The sequence below is a fragment of the Rhizobium sp. BK529 genome (assembly GCF_014194105.1).
In the GTDB taxonomy this organism is placed as follows: Bacteria; Pseudomonadota; Alphaproteobacteria; order Rhizobiales; family Rhizobiaceae; genus Rhizobium.
Window position 1 is genome coordinate 74,290 of record NZ_JACIAU010000003.1, and the last position, 19,453, is coordinate 93,742.

Consider the following 19,453-nt stretch of genomic DNA (forward strand, 5'->3'; position numbering starts at 1 on the left):
CCTCATCGTGAAGTCAACGGTCTTTCGCAGGAGCGCTCACTCCCGAATTGACAATCGTTAATATCGCTTATACGGTTTTATAAGGAACGTTGTTCTGTATGGAGGAACATGCGATCCGCGTCGAAAGCGGACTCGCTGTCTTGATTCACCAGGGAGGAAGTCATGAACAGGCTCATCTTGAGCGCTGCGGTCGCAGCGTCGTTGCTATTCGGCTGTCTTGAGGCCAGCGCTGCCGATCTGGTGACCGTCAATGTCGGCATCGCCAATTCCAGCAGTGACGTCGCGTTCTTCATTGCCGACAAGAAAGGATATTTTCGCGAGGAAGGCATCGACGCGAAGTTCGTGCCGTTCGATTCCGGCGCGAAGATGGTGGCTCCGCTCGGAGCCGGCCAGTTGGACGTCGCCGGCGGCTCGCCCTCGGCGGGACTTTACAATGCGGTCGCACGCGGGATCGGCATCAAGATCGTCGCCGATAAGGGATCAACGCCCCCCGGCTACGGCTATCAGCCCCTGCTCATCCGCAAGGATTTGATCGACAGCGGAAAGTTCAAGACCCTAGCCGATTTGAAGGGGCTCAAAGTCGCCGGCAGCGCCAACGGCAGCGCCTCGACATCGACCATGAACGAAGCGCTGAAGAAGGCGGGTCTCAAGCCGGCGGACGTCGAACGCCTCTATCTGGGCTTCCCGCAGCATGTGCTCGCACTCGAAAACAAGGCGGTAGATGCCGCCTTGACGACAGAACCGTCGGCGACCGAGGCCGTGCGCCGAGGTGCGGCAGTCCGTTTCATGGGTGACGACGAGATTTATCCCAATCACCAGCTCGCCGTCGTTCTTTACTCCAACACCTTTGCAGAGCAGCATCACGACGTCGCGGAAGCATTCATGCGCGCCTATATCCGGGCGGCACGCGACTACAACAACGCCCTTTCGAACGGCAAGCTTGCCGGGCCGAATGCAAACGAGGTCGTGTCGATCCTGACGGAATATACCTCTGTCAAGGATCCGGAAACTTTCCGCACCATCGTTCCGCAAGGCACCAATCCGGATGGAAAGCTGAATGTCGAGAGCCTGAAGACCGACCTCGCCTACTTCAAATCCGAAGGGCTGATGGAAGGCGAAGTTTCGCTCGACAAGGTCGTGGATACGAGTTTTGCCGAAGACGCGGTCAAGAAACTCGGCCCATACCAGCCGCAGAAATAGGAGATTGCACCATGGCAAGATCATCTCAACATCTGCGCAGCGTAACCGACCTATCCGAGGAGACGGCGAAGATCAGGCTACGGAACCTGACCAAGACATTCGAAACACCTGCGGGCACGATGACAGCGCTTGACAATGTGTCGCTCGACATTGCCGAAGGCTGTTTCTTCATGATCGTCGGGCCAAGCGGCTGCGGCAAGACGACACTTTTGCGCATTCTCGCCAATCTGGAGACGGCGACGTCGGGAACGGTCGAAGTCAGTGCACCGGCGCAGAATCGCCCCGGCAATTCGATGGTCTTCCAAGGCGACTCGCTCTTTCCGTGGATGACGGTCTGGGAGAACGCCTCCTACGGGCTGCGCTTGCGGCATGCGCCGAAGACACAGATCAAGGAGGTGGTCGGCCACTATCTGGACCGGACAGGCCTGACGCGCTTTGCGCAAGCCTATCCGCACCAGCTGTCCGGCGGCATGCGCCAGCGCGTTTCGATCGCCCGCGCCTTTGCCAACGACCCGGATATTCTGCTGATGGACGAGCCATTTTCCGCGCTTGACGAGCAGAACAAGCTCCTTCTGCAAGAGGAGCTGCTGCGCATTTGGGAAGAGACCCGCAAGACAGTCCTTTTCATCACCCACAGTGTCGACGAGGCCGTCACCCTCGGCGACCGGGTGATGGTCATGTCGGCCCAACCGGGTCGCGCCAAGGAGATCGTGGACGTTCCGTTCGAACGCCCGCGCTCCGTTCTCGAATTGCGCTCACGACCGGCCTATGGCGAGTTCGTCTACTCGATCTGGGGTCAGCTTCGCGACGAAGTACAGCGCGCCCGTTCGCGTGACCTGGGGGAGACAAAGGCATGAGCATGGCACCTCATATGACCGATGCCGGCAACAAGGCCGCGCACCCGAAAAAACCACTGATTGCCAGGGACACCCGCGACCGGATCATCAGCATCGCATCACCGCTTGTACTTCTGCTCATCTGGCAGATTGCCGCCCAGACGGGGCTGATCGACCAGCGCTTCTTCCCGGCGCCATCGAAGGTCTTTGCAAGCTTCCTGTCGCTCGTGGCCGACGGCTCGCTCTGGAGCAACACCTGGGCGACGCTGCAGCGGCTTTTCTGGGGCACGCTCGTCGGCGGGATACCTGCCCTCCTGCTCGGCGTGGCGATCGGCCTCTCGCGTCCGGTCCGGGCGATGATCGATCCGTTGATCTCGGCGACCTACCCTGTGCCGAAGAGCGCCATCTTCCCGCTGCTGTTGCTGATCTGCGGGCTGGGCGAGGCTTCCAAGATCGCGATGGTGGCGATCGGCGTCTTCTATCCGGTCTTGATCAATACGGCGACGGGCGTGCTGGAGATCAACAAGATCTATCTCGACGTCGGGCGCAATTACGGTGCCAACCGATGGCAAGTCTTTTCGACCATCGCCCTGCCCGGCGCGGTGCCGCATATCATGAGCGGTATCAAACTCGGCCTTGGTCTCGGCCTGATGCTGATTGCGATCGCCGAAATGATCGGCTCCAAGAGCGGCCTCGGCTACATGATCTGGAATGCCTGGGAGCTACTATCGGTCGAACAGATGTATGTCGGCCTGTTGGTGATCGCTTTCCTTGGCTTCGTCATATCGGTCATCCTCACGGAGCTCGAGCGCAAGCTCGTGCCCTGGAAGAAGACCGCCCGCTAATTCCCAAGCCTGACCAACGATGTGGCCGCCATCCGTGCGGCCGCAGTCGTTTCGGCAGGCCCTGTTCCGGAGGGCAACCATGACGGAAGACATCAATCAAAGAAGCAGGCTCGCACGCGCAATCCTGATGCTCGAACGGGCCGGCATCATCGATTTCAACGGCCACGCCAGCCTGCGCCTGCCCGGCGAACGCATGCTCATCAACTCCGGTGCCTCCATACGCAGCGCCCTCAGCGAACGCGATATCATCGCCGTCGACTTCGACGGAAGGACGATCGAGGACGATCGCCAGCCACCTATGGAGTTTCATATCCACTCGGAGATCTATCGGCGCCGCCCAGATGTCAACGCCGTCATCCACGCGCATCCGCTCTGGTCGACCCTCTTCAGCGCGACGGACAAGCCGGTGCGACCGGTCATCATGCAGGCGGCCGTGCTGGGAGAGATCCGGGTCTTTTCGACCATCGCCTCGATCAACACCCGTCCGCTCGGAGAAGAACTTGCCAAGACCATAGGCTCAAACCGGGTCGCGCTGCTCAAGTCCCACGGCGCAGTCATTGCCGCCGGCGACATTCTCGAAGCATTCGTGCTCGCCGTCTATCTCGAGGAGAACGCCGAGCGGCAGCACCGCGCCGAGCAGATCGGCGAGCCAACAGTCCTTACGGACCAGCAGATCGCCGCTATCTCCGCAAATCTCTGGAAGCCAAATCTTCTACAGAAAGTGTGGGACTATCACGCCGCCAAGCTGCCAGCCTGAGAGCCTTGAATTCGATGGCGCAAGGCTTTCAGAGGAAAAGCAGTCGCCGCAGCCGACCCGAGCCTATGCCATGGTATCATGACGCGAAAGTGTCTGGTCTCTCCGGCAGTACGGTCTGTTCATCGCGATGCCTGCCGTTGCTTCGCCGCCACGCAGACCCTCGGGGAATGGACGTCACATGCAAAATGGTAGAGCTCATTGTTAAACCTACTGGAATCCTCCAGAAAAGGTGCGTGCCCCGTCGCGGAATACCACGATGCCGTAGCTCCAGGGCATAATGCCAGAAGGTGCCGGCCCATCGCCGGCAATATCACCGTGTCCTCTCGGCCGTGGGTTACTCGGACAGGCACCGCAAGTGCAGTCAGCACGGCGTCAGAATCGATCTCACGGGCCAGCAGGGCTGCCCGGATTTTCGCTGGCACGATCATGTTCCAGCAAATTGCCGTTTCGAATACGTCGGCAGGCAGTTGCGAATATGTGCAAGCACGCACGAATTTGCGGATTGCTGCGATGTTGCCGGGCAGGTCGTCGCTCGTGGCCCCAATGACATGATCGAGGAAACCCGAACCAATTAAGGTACCGAACGCCGCCTTATTGAGCGTAGTTGCCCCGCCCACAAAGTTGATGCCCGCAACATGCGCAGTTCCGTGGGCGCGGAGATAGTCGCAAATAATGAAGCCGGCGTAGGACCAGCCCACAAGGATCGGATTGCCAAGCTTGAGTTCGTCTATGACCGCGGCGATATCGTCTGCCCAAAGCTGCGGTTCGGTATAAGAACCCGCGTCAAGGGGAGCGTCCGACATGCCGTGGCCGCGCAGGTCAAGGGCGACGAGGCGAAAATCATCTGCAAGCCTGCTTTCATACTGATTCTTCCAGCAGAGATGGCTCTGTGACCACCCGTGGATGAAGAGGATCGACGGTGCGTCCTCTCTTCCCCACTCGCGAACATGCAGTCGCAATCCTGCGCCACCAGTTACGCTATGGACCTTCATCGTCGTGCTCTCCCTGCCCGCGTCGAATATAACGAGAAGCATGTTATGCCGCGCGCGTGGGAAAGAGTGTGGGAGGATCCGTTGAAAATGCCGGGCTTATCGTTGAAAGAGCGACACAGTCGGGTGCGACAGAGCTGCAAGAGGGGGGCGTCCTGCCCAGTTGACGACGCCTCCGCGGTCAGCTGCACGTCAGGGAGATAGAACATTAGCCTGTGTTTTGGCGACGAAGCGGGATACTTCGAGAACAAACTGCTCAAAGGCGGGTTCGTTGGCCAGGAGAATGTGATTGGCGCTATCGAGATCGACAAATCGAGCCCCAGCAATGCCCGTTGCAAAACTCCCTTCCGGACTGGAACGGGACGACAGCGTCTTTTCTTGCGTGCAAGACGAGCGTCGGGACCGTCACCTGAGACAGCGCATCCGAAACGTCGATATCTCCGAATGCCTCATGTAAACGACCTGCGTTGCTGGGTGACACCGAAATGCGTTGCAGTTCGTCAAACCAATCCATTTGCACCTGGTCGGCCCCCGGAATGAACATTGCGGTGAACAGGTGCCGGAAGACCGGATTGTTCTGGCCCCATCCTTCCCGGATCAATGCAGTCATTGCCTCATGCGTAGCTATCTCATGGCTATCACGTCGCTTGCGCCAGCCCTTTACGAATCCTCCGTATAGAATGAGCCCTGAAACGCGTTCGGGATGTCGAACGGCATAAGCTACAGAGACGGCGCAGCTCTGAGATACGCCCAGCAGTGTGAATCGGTCGAGGCCTGCCGCATCAACCACGCCCTCCAGGTCGGCAATCATCGCCGCAAACGAAATATCCTCAGCAACCCAATCCGAAAGCCCGGTGCCGCGTTCGTCATAGCGTATGAGTTTCGTTTTCTCCGAGAGGGCGTCGATCCAGTGCCTCCACACCGGACTTTCCCAATCATACTGAAGATGCGACATCCAATGTGCGGCTCGCACGATTGGTGATCCGTGTCCACACACCGCGTAAGCAATTGTCACCCGGTCGGAGGTTCTGCAGAAGCGAATTTCCTGCGATCTCCTGCTGGTTGTCACCGATGGCGATTGGACATCCGCTTCAAAAGTCCGCGAGATGAGATCTGATGCAGGCCGTGAATGTCTGGGCAACCGGTCAGTGGCATTGCGACAATCCTCTAGCAGTTTAGTCCCCGGGATTGAAGGTTCCGACCGCTGCGCCGGCGGATCGGCGTCGGCAATCTCTTCGACAAGGCGATCGAGCACCAGTGATTGAAGGCGCACGCGCTCAGGATTGCCTTGAAGGCGGGGGATGAGAGCACGCAGAATTCCCGCATGCGCCCGAAGTGCCATATCTCGATGATATAGCCGCCACGCTTCAAAGTCTGGGCAGTGGGGCAGACAGAGGCCCTCGAGAAATTCACCGCGAAATGTGCTGGCAAGCGACTCCAATGTCTCCGTACTTAACACGTCGAGGTCAGCGGGCCGGAGGGAAGCCATGCCTGTGAAGTCCACATCAATGGTCTCGGGCCTGAGGAAAACGGAACTGTAGTCCGTATGGAGACGCACATGATCCTCAGTATTCACGATTGGCCTGAGTTTGTGGAGGCTCCATCTCAAGGAAGCCCGTGGGTCGTCTGGAATCTCCCAGAACATCTTGCAAAGATGCTCGCGACGCTGGGGCCTACCGATGACGGCCAAATAGCCGAGAAGAGCGCGCGTTTTCTTCGACTGTGGCAGTGGCAGAAGCTGTTCCCCCTGCCGAACGTTGATGTCGCCCAACACCTGAATGGTTAGCTGGCCTGCCATGATACACCAACCCGACGACGTGTTCAGGACAGTTTAGAACAATGCAGCTCAAGATGAAATCTGCCGCCGGAATGGCACCGCCATCCTAGGGCATGGGGCTATCGCGTCTTGGAATCTTTCAGCACCGTGGCACTGGTGCCTTGAGCGATCGTCAAAAACCGCTGAGCCGCTTGGACAAGAAATCTTCGGTGATTTCGTCTGGTTTGTAAGGTCGCCGTTTCGACTAACTCGGCGAGGCATCATGCCCGCCGCCGGCTCTCTGACCTAAGCGGGCAACCACTTCCGTGCGGTTCTGCGCCTGCAACTTGCGCATTATATGTTGCAAATGCATCTTTACCGTATGCCCAGACAAATTGAGTTTTCCGGCAATTACTTTATTTGAGAAGCCGCATTGCAATGCTGCAAGCACATCCGCCTCCCGGGGCGTGAAATCGGCAATCGCCAGGTACTGCGTCCTGTCATCCAGGGTTTTTTCGGCCTCACTTCTGGCCGGACTATGCTCGTTTGAGCCGTTTGTCACAGCTCCCAACAGCTGCGGGAAGAACGTTCCTCCCGCCAGAACGAGACGAAGACCGGCAAGGGCAATGTCTATGGGGAGCGAAGTCGAGAAAAAGCCGCGGATGCCCATCTTGAGCGCCTGACGGGCTATATTGACGTCGTCGGTACCTGAGAGCAACGTGATAGGAGCCTCAGGGAACCGTGCGGCAATTGCCGCGAGATCGTCACGCAGACCGGTGCTCTCAACACTTCTGCCGGCCAGATCTAATGCAATCAAACGCACCTCGGCACCAAGAGCTCTATCGAGACTCTCGGTCGATATCATATCGATAAAATTCCACCCGGCGAGTTCGCGCTCAAGAAGCTTAACGACGGTCGTACGCGCCAGCGTAGAATGCTCGATAACGATGACAGTTGGTGCATTACGCCCTGTGCGGCGTTTTCCAGCACTGTTGGACACGTGCGTGCTCTCCAGAATATTTTGCAACCCAACAGCAGTACATATTATTCCTGATCTCGCTTCATGTCATGATAAAAAAGCGAGTGTATTCTCGATGCCAATAGCCTGATCTCTCATGATAATTCTTATAGTCTATAACATCCAAGCGAGAGACAACTGGTTCCGCAGAGTACAATGGAAAGCCTCTTTTTTGAGAAACTTTTGTATAGACTTGTCGTTGCAACCTTCCTGTCTTCGCCGAATTCACGTAGCGCAAGCACGTCAACAAAACTTTCAAAGGCACTGAAAAGGCAACCGATCTGCTGCAGGGCCGATCCAGTAAAGCTTGCTGCGATATTGCGGTCTTCCGGTCGTTTTGCCTTATTTTCGAATACTGATCCAAAGTAGCTGTGGACCTCAACAGCAAAACTGACGACGCAAATAGTAACAACTGGGCGATGACCGCCGATTACCCGTTATGATTATTCGAGCGCCGCACCATTCTGGCGCATTAAGACCGATTTTCACCTTCTTCTACGGCAGCATTGTTCACGCGCCGAAAGACCGGCGGAACAAAGGAGCGTACGGTATGCGGGGAGCCGGCCACCGTTTCGTGCCACGCCGGCTAGGGAGACGAAAGCTGGGAGTGATCCGACATGATTTTAAAATCGCACGAAGAACGGTTTCATGCAGTCGAGTCTTCGCAATACGCGTTGGCGTCTATCCGCTAACTATGCATGAAGCTTAGTATGTCGTCTACGAGCGCCGAATGGGCGTCCATGAGGTTGCCCCCTCCGCCATGTCCACCTATGCCGGCCAATTGAAGCGCGTGCTGATCATAGAGAACATGATCGATCTGCTGGGCATCCGCCGTCCCGCCGGCAGGAACGGCTATGTTGATGGGATGGAAATAGCCGAAATTGACGTCGACCATACTGCCGGTCGACAATCCCGCCCCGCCGCCGCCGCCGGCATGGTTGCCGGTAAAAATCGTGTCTGACGACAGGTTGAAGCCACCGCCGTTCCCGCCGATGCCGGCGATCTGCACAGTACCCTGATCGAAAATCACATTGTTTGTCTGATGAGCCTCCGCCGAGCCACCTGCGGCGCCGATGGCGATGTTGATCGGCGAGAAGATGGCGATACTCACGTCCACCATGCTGCCGATGAAATATCCATCGCCGCCATGGCCCGCGTAATTGTCGCCCGTGAAGGTCAGCGACGTTCCCGGGCTCAGCGACGACCCGTGGCCCGCAACGTCATGATCCCCGCCCGAACCGCCGATACCGCCCATCTGGGTTGCGCCCTGCAGGAACAAGGCGTTATTCGACTGGTCGGCATGAGCCGCTGCGCCGGGGCCTGCAGCCACAGCCGCATTCACGGGAGCAAACACTGCGGCTTCAGTGCTGACGAGCCCGCCGTAGAAGAGCCCGCTGCCTCCGGTGCCGGCATGATTGCCGCCCTCACCGCCGCCGATTACGACATTGCCGCTTCCGCCATTTCCGCCTATCCCGGCCATTTCGGTGGAATGCTGGTTGATGACTGCGTTATTGCCCTGAAGGGCGTCGGCCGTCGAATGCGGTCCGACAATAGCGGCATTGGATGGCATAAAGACAGCCAGTGCATTGCTGCTGATCAGGCCTTCGCTGATCCCGTCGCCGCCGCCACCGGCTGAATTGGGGCTCGGACCGGAAACGACATCCAGCGGAAGCCAGGTCGGCACCAGTGCCAAATGCCCCGCGGCCACGTTGTAGGCGGGGTTTTGGTCGGTGCCCGCTTTAGGCAGGTCTTCCAGTAAGGAACGTATTTCCGTCATTACCGTCTCCATTCCGCAGCCAACCGCTCATCCACCGCACGCATCGCGTATGCAGCCTGAATTTGTTCAATCCCCGAATTGCTCAACCATTGTGCCTATGAACGCAGGAAAAGCGGAGCCTGTAATTCGTCTACATCCTCTCGGCTAGGGCCTAGCCATCTGGCCGTCACCGCCGCAGCATCGCGTTATGCTGGTTCTAGAGCTGCAGATCTCATATCCTCCGCCCGACTCTTCCGGCAGAAGGCAAGCCGTTGTCGGCCCCCGACACGCTTTGTCTGGCACCCGTTGCTTGGGCGAGGCCGCAGATTATGCCATGCCTGCGGGCATGGTAATGCGAAACAACGCCGCCGCTCGCTCCAAGTATACGCCCAAAGGAACGTCGACAAATATCTAGATAGTTTTAAGTTTAAATCGCAGACAATATTCGACCGCGGCTTGTATTGGCTGGCGGCGGCATCGAATACCTGCGCCGTAAGGGGGACACCGTAAAAAGAATCAAAGTCGAAACGAAGTAGAAGGAGTGACATCAATGCCTATTCCACAATTGTCTGACACGATCTATCTCCACAACCCTGATGCTGGTGACGCAAATGCCGGCAACGGCGGCGATGGCATCAATAATGGCAACATCAACTACAACCCGGTTGCCTATGTGGATCCCACGCAAACGGTCTACGGGGCAGATACTCATCTGCACAACGGGGACCACGTTTGGCAGACGGCAGATTGGGACGCCGGCGGCGGTGGGGCCGGTGGCTTCAGCCAGGCCCAGAACGGCTTCCTGGCATCGCTGACCAGCGGCGCTGGCGGCGCGGGCGGAGAAGCCCATTCCAACGGGGATCAAGGAAATACGAGCGGCGGCGACACAGCTACGGTGAATGCCGGTACGACCGCGACACAATATACGCAGCTCATGGCAGACCAGCATGCCACGATTCTTGCCGGCGTTGGCGGCAACGGCGGCAACGGCAACAACGCTCTCGGCGGCGATATCTCGTCAGCAGTGGTTCACACAAATCCCGAAACGACGACGGTGAACAATGCTCTCGATCATTTCATCAACGCCTTCGGCCATATTGATGTCAGCCATCTCGGCTCATGAACCCATCGCCCTTGGGGTCGCCGGTTTCGACTGGCGGCCCCCAAGGGTCGCTGAACCGGCCGGCAGCTTTTTCTTGTCAGTATCAAATGCAGCGAGATCTGATAATGGCAACGATTTCCTTAAAGCCATCGCGTCCGCAGACACATCTCGTTGTCGCGCTTCGGGCCTGCGTCGGGGCCTTCGGGCTCGTCTTCCTCTATAGCTGCGGCTACAATCTTTTTCTTCTGGCACCATCCATCTACCTCCTGCAGATCTACGATAGGGTCCTGTCGAGCCGAAGCGTCGACACGCTTTTGATGCTGACGATGATCATCGCTGTCGCCGTGCTCGTCGGATCCATGCTGGATATCCTGCGCAGGGCAGCTCTTTCGCGCATTGGCAGCTGGCTGGACCACAGGCTGCGGCCCATGGTGCTGACGGCATCGTTCGAATACGCTGCTTGCGCCGACGCGGGCGCCGCCACGGAATGCTACCGGGATCTCGCCGTATTGCGTCAGTTCCTCGATTCACCGGCGAGTTCGCTGTTTTTCGACGTTCCCTGGGCGCCACTATTCCTGCTCCTGCTCTTTCTCGTTCACCCGCTGCTCGGGACAATCGGCCTCCTAAGCGCACTTGCACTTCTGCTGTTTGCCTTCCTGACGGAAGTGGCGACGCAGGGGCCGCTTTCCCACGCCAATCTCGCCCTTTCGCGGAGCTATCTGCGCTTTGCGACCGCGCTCAAGAACATCGAAGTCATCAGGGCAATGGGCATGCAGGATGGCGCGGCCCTGATGGTCTACCGCGATGCCGAAATGGCAAGAAGGGCGCAGGACGTCGCGATGCATCGCACGGAGATCATCCTTGGTTTCTCCAAATCGATCCGCACACTCGCCCAGATCCTCATGATGGGCTCGGCCACATGGCTGGTGCTCATCAATAGCGGCAGTCCCGGCATAATCTTCGTTGCAAGCCTGCTGCTCGGGCGCGGGCTCGCACCGATCGAGGGCGCAATAGGAGCATGGCGCTCCTTTACTTTTGCGCGCAATGCCTTCAACCGCCTGACCAATATGCTGATCACTGTTGCATCGGAACGCGACGCCCGGATGGTGCCGCTGCCTGAACCCAACGGCCTCGTGCTTCACAACGTAAGCTATACCCTGCCCGTGGCCAACAGGCAGATATTGACTGATATCACATTGCGCCTGGCGCCTGGCGATTGCGTCGCGCTCATCGGCCCGTCCGGATCGGGAAAGTCGACGCTGGGCCGCGTCATGGCGGGCGTCGTGCAGGCAACGAGCGGATGCGCCCTTCTCGGCGGAGTCGATATCTCGGCTTTACGCCTTTGCGGGGGAACCCGCCATGTCGGATACCTGCCGCAGGACATCGAGCTGTTCGGGGGCGCAATCAAGGATGTGATCGGCCGGCTGGACGGCGGTGATCCCGGCAAGGCGATCGACGCCGCAAAGCTTGTCGGGCTGCACGACGCGATCATGCGGCTGCCAAAGGGCTACGAGACCGATATCGGCGAAAGCGGGAACCTGCTCCTGCGCGCTCAGCGCCAGCAGCTCGGCCTGGCGCGCGCGGCCTATGGAAGCCCGTCCCTCATCGTTCTCGACGACCCGAATTCGAGCCTGGACTATGACGGCGAACGCATGCTGTTTGCGGCAATCGAGCGAATGAAAGCCCGACGGATGACGATCGTCATCATAACCCACCGCATGGGCATACTGCCGGTCACCAACAAGATCGCCATCATGCGCAACGGAACTGTGGCTGCCTTCGGCGACAGCGACCGGATCTATGACACCTATCTCCAGCCGCCGTCTCGGACAGGAACGTAGGGAAGGACGCCGCCATGACCCTTGTTCAACTGACCGCAAAGCCAGCGAGATTTTCAGATTGGTCACGGACGGTCCAGCGGCTCGCGCGGCGGTCGCCGGCGACAGCCGGGCAATCGAAGGTCTATGCACCTGTCATCGAAGCGAAACACCGCGGACCCGCTCCCCCCTCGCCCATGCCGGTGCTCAGCGGCGTCGTCTGGATGGGCAATCTGTTGCTCCTCGTCTTCGTCATCGGACTGGGGATCTGGTCGGTTTTCGCGCCCCTGAAAAGCGCGGCGGTCGCCTCTGGCGTCATCGAACCGGAGACCAGCCGCAAGACCATCCAGCATCTGGAAGGCGGCATTGTCAGGCGCATACTGGTCAAGAATGGCGATGCGGTCATGGCCGGGCAAATCGTGATAGAACTTGACGACACGAAGTCCCGCGCGGAGCGCGACAGCATCCAGGGGCAGCTTTGGGACGCCGAAGGAAGCCGCGCCCGGCTGTTTGCGGAGCAGACGGGCGCCGACCACGTCGATTATCCTGACGACCTCAAGGCAGCCATGAATACCTATCCCACGGTCGGCGCGATCCTGACCGGGCAACAGAAGATTTTTGAAGCCCGCCGCCGGGTCATGCAGGCCGAAATCGGCATCACTAACGAAAAAATCGCCCAGGTGCGGCAGGAAATCGTCGGACTTCGCGCGCAGAAGGCATCACTGGCCGACAGGGCCACAATTTCGAGCCAAGAGCTGGATCAGGTAACTGAACTCAGCGCGAAGGGGCTGGAAAAGAAGAGCAGGCTTCTCAACCTCCAGCGGGAAAAAGCCGACCTTGATGGCCAGCAGGGCGAAGTCGACGCACAGATCTCCCGTGCCTTCCAGGTGATCAGTGAGGCCCAAGCCGATATCGCAAAGCTCGAGAGCGACCGGTTGAATGAAGTCGCTCAGGGCATGCGCGATACGGAAAGCCAGATCATGCAGCTGCGCGAACGTCTGCGGGCGATCGACGACCAGCTTGCGAGGACTGATATCCGGGCTCCCGAAGCTGGAACGATTATGAACCTGCGCATCCACACGACAGGTGGCGTGATTGGCGCGGGCGAACCTCTCGTCGATCTCTTGCCGCGCTCCGATCGCCTTATCGTGTCCGTCCACGTCAGACCGGAAGACATGAACCTCGTCCGTGCCGGGCTCGAGGCGCAGGTTCATCTCCTCCCATATAATCAACGGCGCGTTCCGCTCCTGAAAGGTCGGGTCGAGTATGTTTCGGCCGACCGTCTCACCGATACGCAGACCGGTCAGCCCTACTTTGCCGCGACAATCCGTGTGACGGACGAGCGACTGGCGAAAATGCGTGATGTCGAACTGGTCGCGGGCATGCCCGCACAGACATTGATCGAAACCGGCCAGAGCAGCGTAGCGTTCTATGCCGTAAGACCACTCCTCGACAGTTTCAATAGAGCATTTCGTGAGGACTGAAGCTGTGATGGGCAAGAGAAAATTCGACGACGACCAGATTACAGGCATTCTTAGAGAGCATCAGGCCGGCGTGACGGTGGCCGATGTTTGCCACAGGCACGGTATCAGCGAGCCGACTTTCTACCGGTGGCAATCCCTGCAATATGGAAATGTCAATCTCTATGCCAAAAAGATGAGAGCACTGGAGGAAGAGAACCAGAAGCTCAAGAAGCTCTTGGCCGAAGCCATGCTCTCGGCGGCAACGCTGAGTGAGATGCTGGCGAAGACGTCGAAGGGCTGAAAGCAACGTCCAAACAGAGGGATTTGTCGCTCGGTTTTCGGCCCTGATCCCACACATTGACGACCGACGAATCTCCTGAGAAGCTGTCGACGAGGATGGTCCTGTTGCCAACGAGGTGATCTAAGGGACGCCGACTACAAGGGTCGGGAGCAACAGCATTTAACTTATTCCAGCGGCTCGGAAATCGCTCCTTGTTATGAATCCGCCAGGATGCAAGCATTTATATCACGCTTGGGACATGGCAGCCCAGTCGTCGCGCGCGCTGTACGAAGTGGTGTTTACCGCCGTTTACATGGAGCTCAATGCCAGCATGCAGATGAAGGCGATGGCTTGGCAAGGTGACCTATCTCTCCTCGGTCGCCGCCAGCAAGCGCGGCCGCGCAGGCTTCACCTTCGAACGCGGCTGAGAGAACTGGTGCCATGCGATCGCCGCCGCTAATGTACCGCGCAATTGGGATTTCGGAGAGGGTTATTCCGGCACCGCGGCGGCTAGCCTCCACGGGCGTTATCTGGCGCTCGCTGAGCTGAAACAAGTCATTCATCGCAGCGCCTGACGGAATATATGAACCATACTGGGCCGCCGATGCCGGCAAAATCACCTCACCCTCCCTTTATCGTCAAAGGCTTGCGTCCCGACCACAGGAGCGGCGCATGTTCCACCACGAACAGTCCGAAGGCCGCCGTCCAACCGATCGCCGCCACCGCAAGGATCTCCATGCTAAGCCCAGGGACGAGCTCGGCAAGCGGGCGAACAAGAGCGATGCAGCCAAGCAGGATGTAGGAAATATTGGTCATCCGGCTCGTTTTCAGTTTCCGCCCAGTATGGCCGCGCGTTGCCCGCGTCATCACTGCGAGCATCATCATCGAAATCGTGCCGATCGCGAAGATGTGCAGCACGGCCACTTCGGGCAGCCACCCGGAGGCTTGAAGTGAAATGGCGGCAAAACCGACCGGCACGAACAGGAAGCTGGCGTGCAGGACGAAGAGAATGGGTTCCGGCCATGTGGTCCAGCCACGCCAGCGAAGGAGCCTCGCCATGTTGAGCGCGGTCGCGACAGCCGCCGTCCCGCAAGTTGCCGTCGAGACCGGCAGGCATGCCCATAGAAGAAGTACGACCGCGCCGATGATGATGGTTGCCGCATCGAAACTGTTATAGGGCACCGGAAAATCCGTACGACCGAACTGATTGATCCAGTTGCGCGTGAAGCTGGGCAGGATCCGGCCTCCGACGATCGTCACGAGCAGCACATAGGCACCAATCCCAAAACGGATCGCAAGTCCTGGGCTCGTATCTTCGATGACCCCGATATGAAAAAACACATTTGCAAGCGAAAGCATGAAAAGTCCCGCAATGACCTTCAAATCCTTCCATTTTTTTCCAGCCACGACCTCACGCCCGCAGATGAAGAGCATGACCGGCAGGAACAAGCTGTCGACGGCGGCGGCCGGAACGATCCCGATCGGGCCGCTGAGCAGCATGGTGATGCGACCGGCGCACCAGATCGCAAACAGGACGACCAGCGGCCTGCCGGCGATCGGCAGGCGTCCAGTCCAGTTCGGGATGGCCGTCAGCAGGAAGCCTGCCAGAACCGCTGGCGCGAAACCGAACAGCATCTCATGCGCATGCCAATACAATGTTCCGTAATCCGATGCGACAGGGACGCCGAAGCCAAGATTGGCCACCCATAGGGTGATGCTTAGGATGGCCCAGAGCGCGGACGCCAGAAAGAAGGGCCGGAAGCCGTAGGAGAAGAGGACCGGGCCGGTTCGCAACATGCCGCGCGGAAGATCTCGCGCGGCACCTGAAGTGTTTTTCATTTCCGTGTCTCCAAATTGACGACACAGCAATGCCGAAGATTGCCAGGGTGGTCATTGAGAATACGCAAACAGCGACAGCAGAACTTTGCGCTGACACAAAGAGTCAGTTTGCTCCATATCAAAGAGTCTTGCGGGGTTTCTACTACCTTCCTTCTCGACCGGGCGGCTTACGCTCGCGCTTCGACTACAGGAGATTAGAAATGACGAACACTCTGCAAATGACCCGTCGCATGATGCTTACGGGCGCTGCTGTCGCGGGAGCGCTGACGCCCATCATCGTTGCCAATACCGCTGCCCATGCCGACGAGGTAGTGGCGCTCAATGCGCCCAGGAAGGTGCCGGCCGTCGACGTCACAAAGCTTCAGCGTGAGAAGGTCGAACTGGTCAAGCCGCCCTTCGTCCACCCCCACAGCCAGAAGGCCGAGGGCGGCCCGAAGATCAAGGAATTCACGCTCACCATCCAGGAAAAGAAGATGGTGCTAGACAAGGATGGGACCGAGGTGAACGCAATGACGTTCGACGGTTCGGTGCCCGGCCCGCTGATGGTCGTCCATCAGGACGATTATGTGGAGCTGACGCTAATCAATCCTGAAACGAACACGATGCAGCATAATATCGACTTCCATGCCGCAACGGGTGGGCTCGGTGGCGGCGCGTTGACGATCGTCGGCCCCGGCGAAAGCACAGTCTTGCGCTTCAAGGCGACAAAGGCGGGCGTCTTCGTCTACCACTGCGCACCTCCCGGCATGGTCCCCTGGCATGTCACGTCGGGCATGAACGGCGCAATCATGGTTCTGCCGCGCGAAGGCCTAACCGACGGCCATGGAAAGCCACTCGTCTACGATAGGATCTACTATGTCGGCGAGCAGGACTTCTACATCCCGCGCGACGAGAACGGCAAATTCAAGAAATATGACAGTCCCGGCGAGGCCTATGAGGATACGCTTGCCGTCATGAAGACGCTGACGCCGACCCACATCGTCTTCAACGGCGCTGTCGGCGCGCTGACCGGCGACAATGCGATGACCGCCAAGGTCGGCGAGACCGTGCTCATCGTGCATTCGCAGGCCAATCGCGATACGCGCCCGCACCTCATCGGCGGCCATGGCGAATATGTCTGGGCGACCGGCAAGTTTGCAAACGTTCCCGATGTGGACCAGGAGACCTGGTTCATCCCCGGCGGCACGGCCGGTGCTGCACTCTACACCTTCGCGCAACCCGGCATTTATGCCTATGTCAACCACAACCTCATCGAGGCCTTCGAACTCGGTGCGGCTGCCCACTTCAAGGTCACAGGGGACTGGAACGACGATCTGATGACTTCGGTAAGGTCACCGTCGGCCAGCTGACCTTGGTGGGACTGTGCAGGCCGTGAGGGCGGCCTGCACAGTATATTTTCTTGAAAAAAAGGGGCGCATGTTGCGAAAAGGACATGACACCGCACGCCGAGACTGCAGGAGTTTCCGGCTTTTCGATCGCACTTCCGCTTGCGCTTTTTGCGGTTCTGTCCGCAGCGCTTGCCGTTGAGGCCGGGTTCGTGAACATCGAGCGGCGCGCCCCCGCATTTGCCGCGCCCAAGGTCGTCACTATTGCTCCCCATGAATTTCAATATCGCGAGCCGACCGAGTATTTCCGCAAGGGGCTGGCTGTCGATGCACCGAAGCGCGAGGCCAATGTCCGGGTGCCTCTGACGATTGCCGAATATCAGACCAGTCTTTCCGAGTATGATCGTTGCGTCGCCGATGGGGCCTGCCCCGATCCGGAAGGGCGAAGCGCAATCTCCGGCGACGACACGCCGGTCACTGGTGTCAGCTATGACGACGCGTTGCGCTATGCGAATTGGCTATCGCAAAAGACCGGCGAGCAGTGGCGGCTTCCGACCGACTTCGAACTCGCCTATGCTGCCGCCGATCGTTTTCCCGACGATGCCCTTGGCATCGACACCGACAGCAAAAACCCCGCGCTGCGCTGGCTTGCAGACTACGAACGCGAGGCACGGCGCAGCGCCTCGAGCGATCCCGCGCCGCAGCCAAGGGGATCATTCGGCGTGAGCCAGACAGGCCTTGTCGATTTCGGCGGGAACATCTGGGAATGGACTTCGACCTGCAACAGGCGCATCGACCTGGACAAGGAAGCCGGCATCGAAGAGCCCGACCCGGCAAACTGCGGCATCATGATCGCATCCGGCAGACACCGTGCGCCGATGAGCACCTTCGTCAGAAATCCCAAGGGCGGCGGATGCTCGGTCGGCAGCCCGCCCGATAATCTAGGTTTCCGGCTCGTCCGGCAGCCGGGCTTTGCCGAGAGCGTCAAAGCCTTCACGCGCCGCGCCATAGCAGATATGCTCAGCGGCACCATTTTCAAAGGAGTTCAGCGGGACGACAATGAAGGTTGACCGTACAATTGTGAAGTCATTGGCGCTTTTCGAGCGCATGACCGATGCCGACCTCGACGCCATGCTCGAGCATGCCACACCGCGCCGCGTCGCCCAAGGCGATGCGGTTTTCGAGCAGGGAGCATCGGCAAGATCCTTCTTTCTGCTGCTGCACGGCAGGCTCAAGGTCACACAGGTCACGCATGACGGTCAGCAGATCATCGTCAGGATGGTGCATCCGGGAGACCTGTTCGGCTTTGCCATGGCGCTGCGCCGGCAGGACTATCCGGGAACCGCCATTGCGGCAGCCGAAAGTCTCATCCTCGGATGGCCCACCGACATGTGGGCGCGCTTCGTCGAGCAAAATCCTCGCCTGGCAATGAGTGCGATGCAGACGATTGGGCAGCGGCTCGAGGAGGCGCATACGCGCATCCGTGAGATGTCGACCGAAGAAGTGGAAAAGCGGGTCGCCCATGCCGTGCTGCGCCTGTCCAAACAGGCCGGCAAGGCAGTCGGAACCGGGATCAAGATCGATTTCCCGATATCGCGGCAGGATATTGCCGAGATGACGGGCACGACGCTACATACAGTGTCGCGAATTCTGAGCGCTTGGGAAGCGAAGGGCATCGTCGAAGGCGGCAGGCAGAAGCTGACAGTTACCGATCCGCAACGTCTCCTGAGGCTTGCGGAAGGCGAAAGTGATTAGCGTCCGAACACGGACTCATCAGATCCTCAGGTCAACCGGCACTCCTTGCCGCGCGGCGTTGATTCGTTTGGACCGTTTCACGTCGCAGCAACAGCGGCGGAATTTGCGTCGCAGTGGCATGAAGCGACGCCCGACTGGAACGGCTTTATGCCGAGCCGGCGATTGAGACTGTTCCTAGTGACGTGTGTCGTGCGATGCCTTCCACGCCGCGATGTCGTCCTTCGACACGCGTATCCGGGAAAATGCCGACTGCGGCTCCAGGCGGATCTTGCAGGCAGCAATTTCGCATATCGTACCGACATGTTGCTGCAGCCGGGTTTCGTCGGCGCGTGGTGGATCGCTGATCTCCCGCAAGGCGTCACGATCAATGAGGACCACGCGCTGCGCACCCTCGTGCTCCATCAGCACGACGCCCGTCTCTCCGGAAGATCTCAGGAATGCGGTGATGAACCTCGGTAACATCGGATTCCTCCTCTTTTGTCCATAATCGACCAGAGCATAGCGTTTAACGTCTCGACGTCTTTGACATCCATCAAAGAGAACGAAACCCAGAGGCCTAAGAACCCACCGATACCTCACGGTCGTGGCCCAGTGTTTCGAATTAACGAAAGGAATGCCGATGCGCGTATCGCAAAAGACCTTCATCGTCGAAATCAGAAGGCGCCGGCGCCCGGTCCGTCTCGTCAACCTTCCGAAAGGCCAGTCCGACAAGACA

At 58.8% G+C, this 19,453-nt stretch carries 17 protein-coding genes; 11 read left to right on the forward strand and 6 right to left on the reverse strand.

All coding sequences use genetic code 11. The features are described from left to right. Window positions 1-162: 162 nt before the first annotated feature. The 4 genes from FHX08_RS20310 (at window position 163) to FHX08_RS20325 (ending at window position 3,638) form a co-directional block, all read left to right on the forward strand. Entirely contained in the window at window positions 163-1,200 is a 1,038-nt protein-coding gene (locus tag FHX08_RS20310; RefSeq protein ID WP_132658419.1) for an ABC transporter substrate-binding protein, read from the forward strand. Between the two features lie 11 nt (window positions 1,201-1,211). Then, on the forward strand, window positions 1,212-2,057 hold the full coding sequence (locus FHX08_RS20315; RefSeq protein ID WP_132658417.1) for an ABC transporter ATP-binding protein: 846 nt from the start codon (window positions 1,212-1,214) through the stop codon (window positions 2,055-2,057). Continuing rightward, window positions 2,054-2,881 carry an ABC transporter permease gene (locus FHX08_RS20320; RefSeq protein ID WP_245508408.1) on the forward strand — a complete coding sequence of 276 codons (828 nt, stop codon included), beginning with the start codon at window positions 2,054-2,056 and terminating at the stop codon, window positions 2,879-2,881. The genes FHX08_RS20315 and FHX08_RS20320 overlap by 4 nt, the downstream gene beginning before the upstream one ends. A 79-nt stretch (window positions 2,882-2,960) precedes the next feature. Next, window positions 2,961-3,638, forward strand: coding sequence for a class II aldolase/adducin family protein (locus FHX08_RS20325; RefSeq protein ID WP_132658415.1), 678 nt, complete (start codon window positions 2,961-2,963; stop codon window positions 3,636-3,638). A gap of 119 nt (window positions 3,639-3,757) precedes the next feature. On the opposite strand, the gene FHX08_RS20330 is transcribed toward FHX08_RS20325, so the two are convergent. The 4 genes from FHX08_RS20330 to FHX08_RS20345 all read right to left on the reverse strand — a co-directional run bounded on the left by FHX08_RS20330 (window position 3,758) and on the right by FHX08_RS20345 (window position 9,178). Continuing rightward, on the reverse strand, window positions 3,758-4,630 hold the full coding sequence (locus FHX08_RS20330; RefSeq protein WP_132658413.1) for an alpha/beta fold hydrolase: 873 nt from the start codon (window positions 4,628-4,630) through the stop codon (window positions 3,758-3,760). Window positions 4,631-4,922: 292 nt separating this feature from the next. Further along, window positions 4,923-6,425, reverse strand: coding sequence for an alpha/beta hydrolase (locus FHX08_RS31560; RefSeq protein WP_245508407.1), 1,503 nt, complete (start codon window positions 6,423-6,425; stop codon window positions 4,923-4,925). 223 nt (window positions 6,426-6,648) lie between these two features. Continuing rightward, window positions 6,649-7,383, reverse strand: coding sequence for a LuxR C-terminal-related transcriptional regulator (locus FHX08_RS20340; protein WP_409527414.1), 735 nt, complete (start codon window positions 7,381-7,383; stop codon window positions 6,649-6,651). Between the two features lie 706 nt (window positions 7,384-8,089). Continuing rightward, window positions 8,090-9,178, reverse strand: coding sequence for a hypothetical protein (locus FHX08_RS20345; RefSeq protein WP_132658409.1), 1,089 nt, complete (start codon window positions 9,176-9,178; stop codon window positions 8,090-8,092). A 529-nt stretch (window positions 9,179-9,707) separates the two neighbouring features. Here FHX08_RS20345 and FHX08_RS20350 point away from each other — a divergent pair. The 4 genes from FHX08_RS20350 (at window position 9,708) to FHX08_RS20365 (ending at window position 13,840) form a co-directional block, all read left to right on the forward strand. After that, on the forward strand, window positions 9,708-10,280 hold the full coding sequence (locus FHX08_RS20350) for a PE-PGRS family protein (protein ID WP_132658407.1): 573 nt from the start codon (window positions 9,708-9,710) through the stop codon (window positions 10,278-10,280). A gap of 104 nt (window positions 10,281-10,384) precedes the next feature. Continuing rightward, window positions 10,385-12,100 carry a type I secretion system permease/ATPase gene (locus FHX08_RS20355; RefSeq protein WP_132658405.1) on the forward strand — a complete coding sequence of 572 codons (1,716 nt, stop codon included), beginning with the start codon at window positions 10,385-10,387 and terminating at the stop codon, window positions 12,098-12,100. Between the two features lie 14 nt (window positions 12,101-12,114). Then, window positions 12,115-13,560, forward strand: a complete 1,446-nt coding sequence (locus FHX08_RS20360; protein ID WP_132658403.1) for an HlyD family type I secretion periplasmic adaptor subunit — start codon at window positions 12,115-12,117, stop codon at window positions 13,558-13,560. Window positions 13,561-13,567: 7 nt separating this feature from the next. Further along, on the forward strand, window positions 13,568-13,840 hold the full coding sequence (locus FHX08_RS20365) for a transposase (RefSeq protein WP_132658401.1): 273 nt from the start codon (window positions 13,568-13,570) through the stop codon (window positions 13,838-13,840). A gap of 600 nt (window positions 13,841-14,440) precedes the next feature. Here FHX08_RS20365 and FHX08_RS20370 read toward each other — a convergent pair. After that, on the reverse strand, window positions 14,441-15,658 hold the full coding sequence (locus tag FHX08_RS20370; RefSeq protein ID WP_132658400.1) for an NnrS family protein: 1,218 nt from the start codon (window positions 15,656-15,658) through the stop codon (window positions 14,441-14,443). 200 nt (window positions 15,659-15,858) lie between these two features. Between FHX08_RS20370 and nirK the strand changes: the two genes are divergently transcribed. The 3 genes from nirK (at window position 15,859) to FHX08_RS20385 (ending at window position 18,738) form a co-directional block, all read left to right on the forward strand. Continuing rightward, a complete protein-coding gene (gene nirK, locus FHX08_RS20375) occupies window positions 15,859-17,007 on the forward strand; it encodes a copper-containing nitrite reductase (RefSeq protein ID WP_132658398.1) in 1,149 nt (382 codons plus the stop codon). A gap of 83 nt (window positions 17,008-17,090) precedes the next feature. Further along, window positions 17,091-18,053 (forward strand): SUMF1/EgtB/PvdO family nonheme iron enzyme, encoded by a 963-nt coding sequence (locus FHX08_RS20380; RefSeq protein ID WP_132658396.1) that lies wholly within the window; start codon window positions 17,091-17,093, stop codon window positions 18,051-18,053. After that, a complete protein-coding gene (locus FHX08_RS20385) occupies window positions 18,043-18,738 on the forward strand; it encodes a Crp/Fnr family transcriptional regulator (RefSeq protein ID WP_132658395.1) in 696 nt (231 codons plus the stop codon). The genes FHX08_RS20380 and FHX08_RS20385 overlap by 11 nt, the downstream gene beginning before the upstream one ends. 174 nt (window positions 18,739-18,912) lie before the next feature. Here FHX08_RS20385 and FHX08_RS20390 read toward each other — a convergent pair whose 3' ends face one another. After that, window positions 18,913-19,200 (reverse strand): hypothetical protein, encoded by a 288-nt coding sequence (locus tag FHX08_RS20390; RefSeq protein WP_132658393.1) that lies wholly within the window; start codon window positions 19,198-19,200, stop codon window positions 18,913-18,915. Between the last annotated feature and the right edge of the window lie 253 nt (window positions 19,201-19,453).